Genomic DNA, 15,086 nt, shown 5'->3' with positions numbered 1-15,086 from the left:
TGCTTCGGGGAAGTTGGATCGGAAGTTGTTGCCGGAGCCGGTGTTCGAGGCCGCGGTGTTCAGGGCTCCGGTGACGGAGGTCGAGCGTCTGGTTGCTTCTGTGTTCGAAGAATTGCTCGGTATCGATCGGGTCGGTCTCGATGACGATTTCTTCGAATTGGGCGGAAACTCCCTGATCGCCACGCAGTTGGCAGCGAAGTTGGGCCAAGCGATTTCGGTTGAGGTTCCGCTACGCATGCTATTCACCAGTTCGACTGTGTCGGAGATGTCCGACAAGTTGGTTACCGGTATGCACGTTGGATTTGAACTGGATCTTGATGCGGCACTCGCTGTCACGTTGCCCTTGCGTGCACGCGGATCTGAGCTTCCACTGTTCTGCGTGCACCCAATGGTCGGGCTGGCCTGGCCGTACGCACCTCTCGCCGCGTTCGTCGACAGATCAGTGCCGCTCTACGGGTTGCAGACACCAGCGTTGACCGAGGAGGACTTTTCCGCGACCGCACTGACCGACTACATAGATCGATACGTGTCCGAGATCCGATCAGTGCAACAACAGGGGCCGTACAGACTTCTGGGTTGGTCGTTCGGTGGAGTTGTCGCGCATGGAATCGCGGCAAGGCTCGAAGCCCTCGGCGAGAAGGTGAGTGCCTTGGTGATCTTGGACGGCTCGCCCTTGAGCTTGGATGATGAAGCATTTGCGGCGATGGTCAGACACGAAGTTGCTGGCTTGGGCGTCGTCATTCCGGATGACGAAGACCTTGAGAACCTATCGATCGACTGTGCCAGTGATGTCCTCACTGCAGTGAATGGCGGAGCTATCGGGCTTAATGCCAGCGATATCAGGCGGTTGTTCTCCAGCATCGCGCGAACCGCGGCGCTGACACGTGAGTACGAACCGGACACGTGCACGGGGCCAGTGCTGTTCGTGGGATCCAATGAAACTGAGGCCGATGGGGTCGAACCGTGGCGTTCACTGATCGACGGTGAAATCGATGTTCGTCAGGCAAGCGTGAACCATGTTTCGATGATGACGCCAGAGGGGCTGGAGGAGATCGGCCCGATGATTGCCGCCTCGCTGAATTCCTGACGCTATCTCGGTGGCCGTCGATCCGCGGGCCTGGCTAGGCGTCGTGCCGTCGAGCCAGACCCACGGACGTACATGAAGATACAAAAATAGGCTGGCGGCGCTGGATTTCTCCGCGCCGCCAGCCTGCTTCAATCCTGCTGTTGCTTGTTTGACGTGCCTATTCGCAAGGGAGCGACCGGTACTCCGGGTCAAGCGCTGACTTGACGAGATCAAGAGTGTGAGGGTCTCTGACCAACTGTCCGTGGGACGCGGTGTTCCCGGCACAGTTATCTTGAGTCCAGACATTATGGACCACGGCGCCATCACTTGGACTAAGGAAAGTTGCCTCGGGTGGCGTCGAGATTTCGTCGTGAGCCGAAGCGATGACGGTGTACTCGATTCCGGGTTGCGTCTCGGATTCCGCGTTGAGTGCTGTCAAGAATGGTGTGCCGCTGAGTTGTTGGACGCCAGCAGGCCCCCAAATCGCTTGGACGAGTAGATCGCCAGGGAGGCCCATCGCCGACAGTGATCGTGCATTCGCTTGAAGACCACCGAATGTAGTTCCGTGGTTGGTCGCGCCGAGACTGATGAGCGAGTGCACTTTGTTATTCGACGGATCTTCACGAGTTGCTCCGCCGTTGAACTTAAGATACTGGCGAGCAACGACGCCGCCCTGGGAATGACCGACGATGTCCACCTGTGTCGTACCGGTGTGAAATTTCACCGAGTCAACGAACATTGCAAGCTCCTCAGCGGAGCTTGCAATGTCTGTGATTCCCCAATGCACAGCATTGGGATTCAGAATTTCGCGCACACCGCCATAATTCAGCGCAAAGACGCAGTAGCCCAAATCAGCAAGCTGAGGCGCCATAACATCCCAGGTGTCGGTCATGCTCATCCCGGTCCCGTGTACGAGTACCACCGGACGGGGATGTTCGAGACTTGGCTTGCAATCCCAGTCGTTGGCGCCGGCAGGGGAAGGACCCATGCTGGACAATCCGGGCGCGGGTTCCGCCGGGTCTGCTGATGCTGCTGTTGGCATTCCGGCCAGCACCACACAGGCCGACAAAGACGCCAGCGTTGCCAGAGCGAATCGGTTCATTCTTTCCTTGCGTGCTGAATCTGGTTGCTCGCTTTGCTACTTGCTTACAGAATCCGCGTCTCGGGATCAGACCCCGAGGGACTGGGCGATGAACGGCCATGACTTGTGCAAGTCGTCTTGCCAGTAACCCCACGAATGCGTACCCACCGGCCGGAAGTCCACAGTTGCCGGAATATTCAGGTCGGCAAGTCGTCGAGCGAGGTTTCCGGTGCAGATGCTAGTCGCGAATTCGATTGGTCCTCCCACAACAATCTGGTCGAACATCGCGGCTCGGCCATCCTGGATGCGAGGGTTCTCCGGAGTATCATTCGGAAAGCCGGGCAAGCCACTACCCGTGCTGATGTACAGGGGAGTGCCACGCAACTTTTCGGCGTTGACTACCGGGTCGTGTTCGACCCAGCCCGGACCGTCGAATGGGCCCCACATGTTCTGAATGTCGCCAACTCCGCCGATCCATTCAGTGGTCGCCCGCACGAAGGCCTGCCCCATCGGGTCACTCGTCTGTGCACAACCCGAATAGGATGCAACTGACTTGTAGAACCCGGGATACTCGATCGCAAGATTCAGAACAGAGGTCGCAGACATCGAGATCGCTGCAATCGACTGGTCACCGTTGCTGCCGAGTTCCTTGTTCAGCAGTGGAGGAAGCTCCTTGCCTAGGAAGGTGCTCCACATGTTCTTTCCGAGTACGGAATCTTCCTTCTCCCAGTCGGTGTAGTACGACATCAGACCCTTGGCCGGAATCGCAACATTGACGTTCTTATCTGCGAAGAAGTCGACCACATCAGTTTGGCGGTCCCATGTTGCTGTGCCTTCTCCTCCGTCAGCACCGTTGAGAAGGTAAAGAATGGGGCGCGGCTGCGAGTTGTCTGCAGGCAAAATCACCTGAATGGGGACCGACTTGTCCATTGATGCTGCGTAGACATTCACAACGATTTGACGATCATTGACTCGCTCGACAGATTCGATGTACGAACCGTCCGAATCGTCCTGTGCTGCATCTCCCCCGCCTTGGTGTGCAATGGGTGTGGCACCGGCGATGCCCATGCTGCTGGAAACAAGGACGACGCTCGCCGCCATCAGTGCACCTGCGACGGTGCGCCTCCAGGGGGACCGAAATTTTCGAGTCAAGACAACGCCTTTCGGTTGGTTCAACTGTGCTGCCGGAACTGCTCGGCAATCGTGTTTCGTGAGTCTGAGCTACTTGTAATTCGGATGGTCAGCCGTAGACGTTACCGCGCGTACGGATCCACCAGGCAATACCGAGATGGTTATCAATCCGAAGCGGCGCGTCGGTATCCGAGTATCGCTGGATACACGAACACCACGACCATCCCGAACGACCAGGCCAATGTCTTGAGCAGGGGCTCGGCGACGGGCCCCCCCAAGGAGAGGCCTTTCATCGCATCGATTGCCACGGACATTGGTTGCTCGGCAACAACTGGTTGCAGCCACTTCGGATAAGCCATCACCGGAACAAAGCCGGAGTTGAAGAACATCAACAGCGTGCAGGAGATCGACACGATCTCTACAAGCGGGAGATTGTCTGCCACTGTTGCCAGCGCCGTGACCATCATCGCGAAGCCGATGCCGAAAACGATCGGCAATACCAAGAGTGCCACCGCAGCCAGGGGACCCTGGTTGAATCGGAATCCCAACAGATAGCCGACACCAAGGATGACGATGGAGGTGACGAGAACTCGCACTGCTTCGGCGATCATGCGTCCGACCAGACCGGAGGCACGATGCGCAGGGAGAGTCCAGAACCGGCTCAAGAGTCCAGATGCTCGTTCGCCTTTGAGTCCGACTGCGCTCGCAATCGAGCCGAACATGGCGCCAACGAGGATGATCAGCGGGACCGTTCCGAAGATGCTTGATTGGCCCGTCGCTGCTGTAATCGAATTGCCCAGGACGACTCGGAACATCAACAGCATGAACGCTGGGTACACAAGAGCTTGAATGGTGGTTGATGGATCGCGCAGCCACGTGAGCAACAAACGTTTGGCCTGAATCCCGCTGTGCACGACCAGGGCCTTGAAAGAGCTTTCAGGGAGCGCTTTGTCCGGGTAAGGAAAGTTAAACCCCTCGGCGGGGCGGACGGCCGCCATGAAACGATCTGTCGGTTCGCTCATGACCGCCTCATACTTGCCCAGAACGCAAGTGGCGCGAAGAAGACGATCAACCCGATCGTCCACGCAACGACGGGAAACAGGACGCCCCAGGTGACTCCGCCCTGCGCAAGATCACGCATGGCGAAGGAGAACTGCGATACCGGTTGATTGCGCACGAACGGCCGAATCCATTCGGGAAAGCCAGTCTCGGGCGCGAAACCGCAGGACAACATCCCCAGAATCAATTGGGGGAGTGTCAGCGCCTGACTGGTGGCTTGTGGACTTTTCGACAGTGAACCGATTGCATCACCGGCGAAGGACAGGCAAGTGCTGAACGCGAGGGCGATCGCACAAAACAGAACTGCCTGACCCATGCCTGCTGAGAATCGGAAACCGATCAAGTGGCCGAAGGTCAATGCCGCGGCGAGTGAGACTGTCGAACGGACGAAGCCACTCGATTGACGAGACAACAGCGGCACGGGGCCGACTACTGGCATGGTTTTCATGCGGTTACTGAAGCCGGTGATCGACTCGGTCGAGGACATCTGAGCGGCGGAGATCGACGTGAAGGCCATGGCTTGCAGCACGATGATCGGCATCAGAAACTGGGCATAGTTGATGCCCTGAAGTTGCATGACGAACTTCAACGGAAGGTAGAAACCGATCGTGAAGATCAATGGCGCGACTACCGCGATCAGTAGTTCGTAGCGCTTCACCATGGATTTGACGGTGCGTGCCGTCAGCACCCACCACTGATTGATCGCTGACGGATGTGGTCGGCGGTGCTTTCCAACGCTTAATGCCTCGGGGACTGCAATCTTGCTGCGAGTGTCCTCGCGGACAGTCACTTGATCGACCCCGAATTTTGTAGTTGTCGTCACGGCGTCTCACTCACGTGCTGTTCACCTGTGAGTGAAAGGAAGACATCATCGAGTGACGGGCGACGAAGTGCAATGTCTGCAAGCGGAATCCGTGCGTGGTCCAGACGACGCAGTGCTTCAGAGAGCGTTCCTGCGCCGACAGGTGCGGGGATCGCGATCCGCCCGCTCTCTTGTGCCAGATCGAATCTGAAGTCGCGGGGGACCAGATTGCCGAGTGCATGGACCGCGTGAGGCAGCTGTTTGAGATCTGCGGGCACGATCTCGCAGAAGCTTGCGCCGGTTCGAGCCTTCAATTGGTCAGCAGTCCCCTCGGCAATGACCGCGCCTTTGTCGATGACGATGATGTTGTCGCTCAGTAAATCTGCTTCTTCGAGGTACTGAGTTGTCAGGAGCACGGTGATTCCCTGCTCCTTCAGTGATTGAACCAGCGACCAGACGCTCTGCCGACTGCGCGGATCCAAGCCGGTGGTCGGCTCGTCGAGGAAAACGACCTCGGGGCGGACAACCAGGCCACACGCAATATCGATTCGTCGGCGCATACCGCCGGAGTAGTTCCGGACTACTCGGGATCCTGCTTCGACGAGGTCGAATTGAGAGAGCAGGTCGGCAGCGCGCACCTTCGCGGACATTCGGTCGAGCCCCATCAACCTGCCGAACAGTTCGATGTTCTCGCGGCCGGTGAGTGAATCGTCCAGGGCGGCGAACTGCCCGGTCATCATGATGGAGCGTCGAACCTCTGGAGCATTGCGCACGACGTCGTAGCCAGCCACCATCGCGCGTCCGCTGGTGGGGCGAATGAGCGTGGAGAGGACCTTCACCGTCGTTGTCTTGCCTGCGCCGTTGGGACCCAAGATGCCGAGCACCGTCCCACGTGGTGCGGTGAAGTTGATCCCTCGCAGCGCGTGCACGTTCTTGAAGGACTTGTGTACGTCCTCCACTAGTACCGCTGCGTCCGTGGAAAAGGGCATCAACACTCCGCTGTCTGCATTGTCGGAACGGGCACGCGCTCCCGACGGGCGCACAGATGCCTTCTGTCTTCTATCCGTGATCTCCGCTCAGATGTTACCGGAGGGTCAAACCGACACTCGGGCAATCGGACGCGTGAGAGGGGGTATGTGGCTCCTGCCAGCAACTCTCACCTTCGATTTCACCTTGTGGCAAGAATCACAAATACTCTTTGTAACGTGAAGATCTCCTCTAATTGAACGAATGACCAAATGGATTCTTAGCGCATCTACGCAGGTGGGTATTCAGTTGCACGGACCGAAGGTCTTTGATTTGACCGGTGACGAAAGTCCTCCGATTCCTTCCGGTTGGTTCCCTGGGTCCGTTGCTCAATGTCTTGTGGAGAGATTCGCGATACCGTTGGGAAATGGCGAACGCGACGTTGTCGGTGGTTGTTCCGGCTTTTAATGAATCTGAATACATCGAAACGTGCATCGAAGCGCTCATTGCTCAAGGTGAGTATGTCGACGAAATCATCGTCGTTGACAATAATTCCTCGGACAACACTTCCGAGTTGATCAAGAAGTATCAAAGTGGTTGTCCCAAGGTTCGGCTTCTCAACGAATCCCGCCCCGGTGTGGTGCATGCGAGAAACAAAGGGTTTGACGCAGCTAGTGGCGAAATTATCGGACGTATCGACGCAGATACGATCGTGGGGGAAGGCTGGGCAGCTGCAGTTCACGAATTCTTCGAATGTCGCGACGATTTCTCGGGCGTAACTGGCCTGACTTATCTTTATGAATCTCCGATCGCCGGCCTTCAGCGCCGATGGACGAATTGGCGACTCGGCCGCGGGGTCCAGGGCGCGGTTCGGCCCGTTGTTGCAGTTCCAGGCAGCAACATGGCGATGCGTCAGTCGGCTTGGTTGGCCGTCAGGGGTGCGGTCAGCGATCGAACCGACATTCACGAGGATATCGATCTATCCCTCTGCATGGCGCATGTTCGTTGCACTGTGGGGCAGATCTCGAGCATGGCCGCAAAAGTTTCGGGTAGACGTGGAGTTAGTTCGCCGCGAGTGTATGCGCGATATAATCGAGCATCAAAGAAAACCCTCGAGCATCATGGTGTGTCGAATTGGAAGTTAACATTCTTGATTGCAGCGGACAGTGTCCTGCATGCAATCTTGTGGCCTCTTTATCGAATGTATGACAAGAATTCCGGACAACTCTCTTCCCGGTTTCTGGGTCGGAGGCAGCGTGCGCGGGATCTTCCCGTCTTTTCTTGAGTGATCCGTCCGTATTTATTTGCTCAAGCTCTTGTCTAGCTGAATAATCGGGAGTGCCCGATAATTGCGGAATATTACTGGATCGGGTTTGTTGGGGAAATTCTCATTTATTGCACAGGATTAACTGGGAAGGTATTTTTCTCCAGCGATTGATACTTCTGACGTAACTTGCAACTTATGGAGCAAGGACGATATTCCACTGTAGTCCTGCACGAACTGCTCGTTGCGCCGTCCCGATTCGACGTCGTCGAGCATCTTCTGCCCTCGGGGTATGGCTTCGATCTCCATGATTGCTCGCCAAGCGCCGAAGTCGGTTCCACTGAAAGCGCGCATGGCGCCCTCGAAGCCTTCCAATAGATAGCTGCGATCTCCACGATCCAGGGAATCCCAGACCGACACGGCCAGTTCCCCGGCAATCGAGGCATGGCAGTACTCGTCGCGAGCGTGCAACCGGATCGTCGCGCGGTTGATCGACTGCACGCCCGGGTCATCCGAGATCAGGTCGAGGTATGCGGTGATCGACACCTCGGCGACGGTCATGAACGCCAACTGTGTCAGGGCGATCTTGCGAGGCCCCTCGGCTGCGTCGAGGGCTTGCGCCCGCGTGCGGACCGTCAGGACGTCTGGCAGTGCCTTCGACGGAAGCGCCCAGCCCCTGCCTCGACGGGTCGCTGAACTGGCATTGAAGTGCATGAGCGTGTGATATTGCTCGTCGACCATCGCCTGATTGACGGCCACTGCAGCCCAATCTCCGAGTCCGACGCCGAGTCGGTCTTCGGCGAGAACGTCGAAGCCGGGATTGACGACGTACTTCTCGATGTCCATGACGTTCTTGTTGAACGCGATCCATGCCCAGGCTTGCAGGCGTTGCTTCTGCTCGGGACTCAATGCCAGGTAGGTCGGATGCTCCGCGAACGGGAGAAGTGCTTCGGGGTAGTCGGACAACGACGAATCGAAGAGATCGTCCAGTTCCGGCTCCGCCTTCTTCACGGTTGCCCGGCGCGCCCAATTGCTCGCAAGCCGACTGACGATTGCACTCTCGACCGGATCCGAGGCGTCGTACTCCGGGAGGCTGGGCGGACTCACTCCAGGTCTCATCGTTCCCTACTCTCTGTGCCCTTCGGCAATGCGATCGAACAAGCTCTGGCACTCCGCGTTCAATTCGCCGGAGTGATCGTCGAGCGCTGCCTCGGCGGTTTTCATCAGCGTCGTGAAGTCGCCGAGCGTCTCGGCCGCCGTGTCCACCTGTGAGGTGGCATCAAACAGTGCTTTTCGTGTCGCACCTGCATGCGGATTGCCCGCTTGTACGTCCCAGTACACCTCCGGTTCGCCGCCGGCTATCCGCGCCAGGAGCGCGAGCAAGGTCCGATGCGGGGGAGGGGCGACCGCGAGGAGTTCGTCCGCAGAAACTCCGAGTTCGGCCAGGGCAACGCCGAAAGCCAGCACCGACGCGTGTGTCAGAACCTGGGTAGCCGCGGCCAACCGGTCGTGACGATCGGCGTCCATCACCGCGACCGACGCTCCCCACGAGCGCACGACGTCGAGGAATCTGGCGGACTGCGGACCGTCGACGTACGGCACTGCGATGACGGCCCGACCGCGCGGTCCGAGCGACGGACGGAACATGGGGTTGAGTCCGAGGAACTCCCCTTCTCGGCCGGCGTCGGCGATTGCTGCGTCCATCCGCGATTTGACCGACAGTGTGTCCACAACGAGAGCACCGGATGTTCGAAGGCTCGGTAGTGCGGCTAGAGCGACCTGTTCGGGAACCGCGAGCACGATGACGCTCGAGGACTCCACGTGTGCGAGGACCCGGTCACTGGGTTTCGTGATGTCTCCGACGACTACATCTCCGTCAGGATCGCTGCCTGCTGGGTCGACGACGGTGACCGTCGACCCCCCGGCGCGAAGCAGTTCGACGAACATGGATCCGACGGCACCCAGGCCGCCGACAACCGTCGCGGTGCCTGATGCCGCCGTCATGGCTGGATCTACCCGCCGTACTCGAGGACCCGCGAGGAAACCGCATCGAGCGCACGGAGCAGCGTGGACGCCTTGACCGTGGTCTCGTCGAATTCTTCTTCCGGGTCGGACAACGCTGTAATGGCACCACCGATTCCGAAGGTCACGCCGCTCTCGGTGCAGACCAGCGACCGGATCACGATCGAGAGGTCTGCGGCGCCACCGAGGGCGAAGTACCCGATCGATCCCGAGTAGACCCCACGTGGGCCGGATTCGAGGCGGTCGATGATCTCCATCGTTCGTACCTTCGGAGCACCTGTCATCGATCCGCCGGGGAACGCGGCGCGGACACAGTCCACCGCCGACGACCCCGGGCTCAGATGTCCACGCACCGTCGACACCATTTGGTGAACGGACGAGTACGACTCGATCGCGAACAGCCTCGGAACGTGGACACTTCCCGGAACGCAGACCTTGGTGAGGTCGTTGCGAGTGAGGTCCACGATCATCAGGTTCTCGGCGCGGTCCTTCTCGCTGTCGAGCAGGTCCTGCCGTAGCGCAGCATCACGCGCTCGGGTGACGCCGCGCGGACGGGTCCCTTTGATCGGCTTGGACTCGACGTTGCCGTCCGAGTCGACACGAAGGAACCGCTCAGGCGAGGCCGAGACCACCGAGATGCCGGTGAAGTCGAGAAGTGCGCTGTACGGCGTCGGATTGATCGAGCACAGATACTCGAACGCCTGCTGTGCATCGATCGTCTCGTCGACGCTCGCCATGTTGGTCAGACACACCTCGTAGGACTCACCTGCCCGGATCTCCGAGAGGGCCGTTCCGATCAACGACAGGTACTGATCGCGATCATGCCGCAGGCGAGCCTGCGTCCAGACGGTGTCGCTGATCAGCGGAACCGGGGTGCGTTCCGGAAGGTCCGCGCCGATCCGCGCCAAGGTGTCGACGGTCGATTCGAGCCAATCGTCATAGCCGGCGTCCCGGACTTTCTCGCGCAACCTCAAAACGTGAGTGCGGCCGACGGTGTGATCGATGACGACGGCGCGATCGGCAAACACCAGAGCGGCATCAGGAGTGGGTGCCGGATGGGCTGCCCTTCCTCCGGTCTGTGCTTTCAGTTCGTAGCCGAGGTAGCCCACGTAGCCGAGGTTGAAGTCGAGTTCCGGATGCGAGGGCACGAAGCGCGTCGCGAGTTGTGCGTCCAAGTAATCGAAGAACGGAACTCGAATGTGCTCGTCGGACAAGCCTTTTCGGCTGACAGTCAGTACCTCGGCTTGCACGTCGTACGTGATGAACTCGGCCAGCGGCCCCGACGAATCGCCGAGTATCGAAAAGCGCGCACTCGGCTCTGCGGTTGCCGCGCGGTCCAGCCAGAACGCGTTCGGCCCGTCGGCGAACAGTGCTGCATAGGCCGCCGACGGGTCCACTGCAAAATCGAGAATCACGTCGTCGACGTCGTAGTTGATCGCCGGCCGCAGGTCGGGTGTTTGCGAAGTCGGTTCGGGTCGGATCACCGAATCCAGAGTGCGTCCGACGGACAGATCGCGGAAGTTCGCGAGCAAATCTATGCCGAACTCGGTACTGATGGACTCCGGATGGAACTGAACGCCCCACATCGGCTTGGTCCGGTGCCGGACACCCATGAGCAGTCCGTCGGACGTCCACGCGGTGCGAACGAAGGCGTTCGGCAGATTCTCGACGGTCAACGAGTGGTAGCGAACAGCTCGGAACGGCGACGGAAGTCCGGCAAAGATGCCCGAGCCGTCGTGATCGATCAGTGAAATTCGGCCGTGCATCGGTACGGGCGCAACGACCACGTCCGCGCCGAACAACTCGCACAGGCCCTGGTGGCCGAGACAGACACCGAGAAGTGGGAGAGGCGCTTCTTCGATGAAACGGCGGCTGATTCCGAAATCACGGTCGCGATCCGGCCGGCCGGGACCTGGGGAGATGACCACGTTGTCGTACGACGCGAGATCGAGGGAATCCCAATCCGCGTCGTTGCGGACCACGGTCGGCACAACCCCGTTGACCTCGGTCAACAGGGTGAACAGGTTGTAGGTGAACGAGTCGTAATTGTCCACCAGAAGGGTGCGGGAACTCATGTCGATGATCCTGATCTCGGTCCGACGGATTCCCGAACAGTGTCCTCCTCCTCAACAGGTGCGTTGATCACCAGGTCTTCGAGTCGACAGGTCTCGGCAATCATCAGCTCGTACAGGGCGTTGAAGAAGTCAGGAGAGAGGTCGTGTCTACGAGCGAATTCACGCGCCCGCTCCTTCACGACGCGCACGCGGCCGGGTTGCATCATCGGAACCTCGCGGGAGCGCTTCCACTCACCGATACGCAGGCAGAGTTCCAGCCGCTGCCGCACCGTCTCGAGAAGTAGAGCGTCGATGGCGTCGAGGTCGCGCCGGAAGCTGTCCAATCCCTCGGCCTCGTCCGGATACGACGAGGTCTGCGTGCCTGCTTCGGAACTCGTTGTGGTCAAGAACTCTTCCACGAGGCCTCCCGGTGCTCGGCGTGACGCGAGGTCGACAATGTGGTGCCCGGAACGCAACCCACCTCCGGACACCGGCACCCCGACCGACCATCGCCGTTCGGGGAGGTGTTCCACGATCGTCATTCGCCGAAACCTGCGGTGGTGCCTAATTCTGCGAAACCTGATTGGCGGGCGAATCAGGTTGCGATGCAGGCGGGTTCGTGAGTGCCTACTTGGGGGAGACCCAGGTGGTGATTTCGGCGTGGACTACTTCCTTGCCGCCCCGGTCGAAGATCGAGATGGGAACGAGAAGTTCCGTGCCACTCTCGATCGCCGCGAAGTCCGGCAAAGTCTCGAGTCGGGCGACCGCCCGCAGGCCGGTCTCGGCCTTGGCGAGGTAGTCGACCTTCATCGACTTGGGGATCCAGCGGTGCGAGTTCGGAACCGTCGCTTCGCTCAGCATGCCCATCGCGACCTCCGCGAGGTTGCAGGCTGCGATCGCGTGAAAAGTGCCGAGATGGTTGTGGACGCCCCACCATTTGGGGGAGCGGACCTCGCAGAGCCCTGGTTCCAACTTGGTCACCCGGGGGAGAACGGAGGCGAAGTAGGGCACGCGAATGGACATCGCCGCCGAGAAAACTGCATGTCCGAGGGCGTTGTCCGGCAATTTCTGCCATCCGCGATAGGTGGGGCTGGAAGTAGTCATCGGCCTATCTTACTTCTGAGTAAGGTTGTTGTCGCGCAGCTCACTCGGAAAGGCTGGTTCGGGGGAGTTGAGGAATCGGGCCAGGTACGGCATACTGGTCGGGTTGCCTTGTCCGGGACGCGGTCGTTTGCGGCCGTGATCGGGTAAGGGTAAGACGTCACAGACTATCGATCGCAGATCCCGTCAGGGTAATCGGGTCAACGACTGTGACCATGCAAGACATGCAAGACGAGAAGTAATGCAGGACGGAAGCAGTACCTACTTTGTGTTCGACATCGAACACGTCCGGTACGCATCACGCGCCAGATGATCGAAAGATTGTCCGGCGCAGGATGAGTGAGAAGGCGACACGCCCGACCGCGTGTACCGGAGAACAATGACAAACGAACAGCGGCAGCAGATCCTGATCTGATCCGATGCTCGGTTTACCGCTAACACGGTCTTCCGAACTTTCGGACTTGGTCCCGATCGCTTCAGTGTTCGTCGTGTCATCGTCCAGGCAAGGACTGTGCAGACGAGGTAGCTCGAGCCTGACCAGGCGGGCTACGAAACGCGGCAAGAAAAGGACACTAAGCGTGGCGGGACAAAAGATCCGCATCAGGCTCAAGGCCTACGACCACGAGGCGATCGACGCGTCAGCGCGCAAGATCGTCGAGACGGTAACCCGTACGGGTGCCCGCGTCGTTGGACCTGTGCCGTTGCCGACCGAGAAGAACGTATATTGCGTCATCCGCTCGCCGCACAAGTACAAGGACTCGCGCGAGCACTTCGAGATGCGTACTCACAAGCGGCTGATCGACATTCTCGACCCGACGCCGAAGACGGTTGACGCGCTCATGCGCATCGACCTTCCGGCCAGTGTCGACGTGAACATTCAGTGACGGCGGAGACAAAAACAATGACTGATACCAAGATCAAGGGAATCCTGGGCACCAAGCTCGGCATGACCCAGGTCTTCGACGAGAACAACCGGGTTGTCCCGGTCACCGTCGTGAAGGCTGGGCCGAACGTCGTAACCCAGATCCGTACCGAAGAGCGTGACGGCTACAGCGCCGTTCAGCTCGCGTTCGGCGCCATCGACCCGCGCAAGGTGAACAAGCCGACTTCCGGCCAGTTCACCAAGGCTGGTGTGACCCCGCGTCGCCACGTAGTGGAGCTCCGCGTTGCGGACACCTCCGACTACGAGGTCGGCCAGGAGCTCACCGCCGAGGTCTTCGAGGACGGCGCATACGTCGACGTCACCGGAACCAGCAAGGGCAAGGGCTTCGCCGGAACCATGAAGCGTCACGGCTTCAAGGGACAGGGCGCGTCGCACGGTACCCAGGCTGTTCACCGCCGCCCGGGCTCCATCGGTGGCTGTGCAACTCCCGGCCGCGTGTTCAAGGGCATGCGCATGTCCGGACGCATGGGTAGCGACCGCATCACGACGCAGAACCTCTCGGTCCACAAGGTGGATGCCGAGAACGGCCTGCTGCTGATCAAGGGTGCGATCCCCGGCCGCAAGGGCGGCCTCGTGATCGTCAAGAGTGCAGTGAAGGGTGGTGCACGGGCATGACCAGCACCGAGACCAAGTTGACCCTGGACGTCAAGGTCGCCGGCGGCAAGACCAACGGCACCGTCGATCTCCCCGCTGAGATCTTCGACGCTCCGGCCAACATCGCGCTTCTCCATCAGGTTGTCGTCGCGCAGCTCGCAGCTGCTCGTCAGGGAACCCACTCCACCAAGACCCGCGGCGACGTCCGCGGCGGTGGCAAGAAGCCGTATCGCCAGAAGGGCACCGGCCGCGCACGCCAGGGCTCGACTCGCGCACCGCAGTTCGTCGGCGGCGGAACCGTTCACGGCCCGCAGCCGCGTGACTACAGCCAGCGCACCCCCAAGAAGATGAAGGCAGCCGCTCTTCGCGGAGCCCTCTCTGACCGCGCACGCAACGAGCGCATCCACGTCATCACCGAACTGGTTGCAGGGCAGACGCCTTCGACCAAGGGCGCAATCGCGTTCCTCGGCGAGATTTCGGATCGCAAGAAGCTGCTGCTCGTCGTGGGTCGCCAGGATGTAGCCGCTTGGAAGAGCGTGCAGAACCTGGAAGGCGTGCATCCCATTGCACCCGACCAGCTCAACACCTACGACGTGCTCAATGCAGACGATGTCGTGTTCAGCGTCGAGGCACTCAACGCGTTCATCCACGGGCCCGCAGAGAGCGCTCAGAACAAGGAGGACGCCAAGTGAGCACCATCGCTGACCCCCGCGACATCCTGCTCGCTCCGGTCATCTCCGAGAAGTCCTACGGACTGATCGAGGAAGGCACCTACACCTTCCTGGTGCACCCGGACTCGAACAAGACGCAGATCAAGATTGCCGTCGAGAAGGTCTTCGGCGTCAAGGTGACCAGCGTCAACACCGCCAACCGTCAGGGCAAGCGTAAGCGGACCCGATTCGGTTACGGCAAGCGCAAGGACACCAAGCGCGCGCTCGTGACCCTGTCCGCTGACAGCAAGCCCATCGAGATCTTCGGAGGACCGGTCGCGTAAGCGCCGGGA

The 15,086-nt window shown here is 59.8% G+C and carries 16 protein-coding genes; 6 read left to right on the top strand and 10 right to left on the bottom strand.

The window, feature by feature from the left end; translation table 11 throughout:
• Positions 1 to 1,087: thioesterase domain-containing protein (locus tag R4P70_RS18465; protein WP_317831068.1), on the top strand; the 1,087-nt coding region annotated here is incomplete at its 5' end.
• A gap of 157 nt (positions 1,088 to 1,244) precedes the next feature.
• On the opposite strand, the gene R4P70_RS18460 is transcribed toward R4P70_RS18465, so the two are convergent.
• The 5 genes from R4P70_RS18460 to R4P70_RS18440 all read right to left on the bottom strand — a co-directional run bounded on the left by R4P70_RS18460 (position 1,245) and on the right by R4P70_RS18440 (position 6,128).
• Positions 1,245 to 2,168 (bottom strand): esterase/lipase family protein, encoded by a 924-nt coding sequence (locus R4P70_RS18460; RefSeq protein WP_020969032.1) that lies wholly within the window; start codon positions 2,166 to 2,168, stop codon positions 1,245 to 1,247.
• 66 nt (positions 2,169 to 2,234) lie between these two features.
• On the bottom strand, positions 2,235 to 3,248 hold the full coding sequence (locus tag R4P70_RS18455) for an alpha/beta hydrolase (protein WP_020969033.1): 1,014 nt from the start codon (positions 3,246 to 3,248) through the stop codon (positions 2,235 to 2,237).
• Positions 3,249 to 3,442: 194 nt separating this feature from the next.
• Positions 3,443 to 4,300: an ABC transporter permease gene (locus R4P70_RS18450; protein WP_020969034.1), complete on the bottom strand. Its 858-nt coding sequence runs from the start codon at positions 4,298 to 4,300 to the stop codon at positions 3,443 to 3,445.
• A complete protein-coding gene (locus tag R4P70_RS18445; RefSeq protein WP_020969035.1) occupies positions 4,297 to 5,160 on the bottom strand; it encodes an ABC transporter permease in 864 nt (287 codons plus the stop codon). The genes R4P70_RS18450 and R4P70_RS18445 overlap by 4 nt, the downstream gene beginning before the upstream one ends.
• The gene (locus R4P70_RS18440) at positions 5,157 to 6,128 is read right to left on the bottom strand and encodes a daunorubicin resistance protein DrrA family ABC transporter ATP-binding protein (RefSeq protein WP_020969036.1); all 972 of its coding nucleotides are present in this window, start codon (positions 6,126 to 6,128) and stop codon (positions 5,157 to 5,159) included. The genes R4P70_RS18445 and R4P70_RS18440 overlap by 4 nt, the downstream gene beginning before the upstream one ends.
• Positions 6,129 to 6,532: 404 nt before the next feature.
• Here R4P70_RS18440 and R4P70_RS18435 point away from each other — a divergent pair, with 404 nt between their 5' ends.
• A complete protein-coding gene (locus R4P70_RS18435; protein WP_020969037.1) occupies positions 6,533 to 7,390 on the top strand; it encodes a glycosyltransferase in 858 nt (285 codons plus the stop codon).
• A 120-nt stretch (positions 7,391 to 7,510) separates the two neighbouring features.
• Here R4P70_RS18435 and R4P70_RS18430 read toward each other — a convergent pair whose 3' ends face one another.
• From R4P70_RS18430 to R4P70_RS18410, 5 genes are all read right to left on the bottom strand, one after another.
• Positions 7,511 to 8,488, bottom strand: a complete 978-nt coding sequence (locus R4P70_RS18430) for a diiron oxygenase (protein ID WP_020969038.1) — start codon at positions 8,486 to 8,488, stop codon at positions 7,511 to 7,513.
• 6 nt (positions 8,489 to 8,494) lie between these two features.
• On the bottom strand, positions 8,495 to 9,373 hold the full coding sequence (locus tag R4P70_RS18425) for a prephenate dehydrogenase dimerization domain-containing protein (protein ID WP_020969039.1): 879 nt from the start codon (positions 9,371 to 9,373) through the stop codon (positions 8,495 to 8,497).
• Positions 9,374 to 9,381: 8 nt separating this feature from the next.
• A complete protein-coding gene (pabB, locus tag R4P70_RS18420) occupies positions 9,382 to 11,466 on the bottom strand; it encodes an aminodeoxychorismate synthase component I (protein ID WP_317831067.1) in 2,085 nt (694 codons plus the stop codon).
• Positions 11,463 to 11,987 carry a chorismate mutase family protein gene (locus R4P70_RS18415; protein WP_141487520.1) on the bottom strand — a complete coding sequence of 175 codons (525 nt, stop codon included), beginning with the start codon at positions 11,985 to 11,987 and terminating at the stop codon, positions 11,463 to 11,465. Before R4P70_RS18415 ends, pabB begins: the two co-directional genes overlap by 4 nt.
• 85 nt (positions 11,988 to 12,072) lie before the next feature.
• Positions 12,073 to 12,549 (bottom strand): hotdog fold domain-containing protein, encoded by a 477-nt coding sequence (locus R4P70_RS18410; protein WP_003940943.1) that lies wholly within the window; start codon positions 12,547 to 12,549, stop codon positions 12,073 to 12,075.
• 575 nt (positions 12,550 to 13,124) lie between these two features.
• Between R4P70_RS18410 and rpsJ the strand changes: the two genes are divergently transcribed.
• The 4 genes from rpsJ to rplW are packed head-to-tail and all read left to right on the top strand — an operon-like array spanning position 13,125 to position 15,077.
• The gene (gene rpsJ / locus R4P70_RS18405) at positions 13,125 to 13,430 is read left to right on the top strand and encodes a 30S ribosomal protein S10 (protein WP_003938093.1); all 306 of its coding nucleotides are present in this window, start codon (positions 13,125 to 13,127) and stop codon (positions 13,428 to 13,430) included.
• A 17-nt stretch (positions 13,431 to 13,447) separates the two neighbouring features.
• Positions 13,448 to 14,104, top strand: a complete 657-nt coding sequence (gene rplC / locus R4P70_RS18400; RefSeq protein ID WP_003940826.1) for a 50S ribosomal protein L3 — start codon at positions 13,448 to 13,450, stop codon at positions 14,102 to 14,104.
• Positions 14,101 to 14,775: a 50S ribosomal protein L4 gene (gene rplD / locus R4P70_RS18395; protein WP_003940723.1), complete on the top strand. Its 675-nt coding sequence runs from the start codon at positions 14,101 to 14,103 to the stop codon at positions 14,773 to 14,775. Before rplC ends, rplD begins: the two co-directional genes overlap by 4 nt.
• Positions 14,772 to 15,077: a 50S ribosomal protein L23 gene (gene rplW, locus R4P70_RS18390; protein ID WP_003940990.1), complete on the top strand. Its 306-nt coding sequence runs from the start codon at positions 14,772 to 14,774 to the stop codon at positions 15,075 to 15,077. Before rplD ends, rplW begins: the two co-directional genes overlap by 4 nt.
• The last annotated feature ends 9 nt before the right edge of the window (positions 15,078 to 15,086 follow it).

The organism is Rhodococcus sp. IEGM 1241 (genome assembly GCF_033142365.1).
GTDB classification, from domain to species: Bacteria; Actinomycetota; Actinomycetes; order Mycobacteriales; family Mycobacteriaceae; genus Rhodococcus_F; species Rhodococcus_F erythropolis.
The sequence above is the reverse complement of the archived record's forward strand: the minus strand, read 5'-3'. Positions and strand labels throughout refer to the sequence as shown.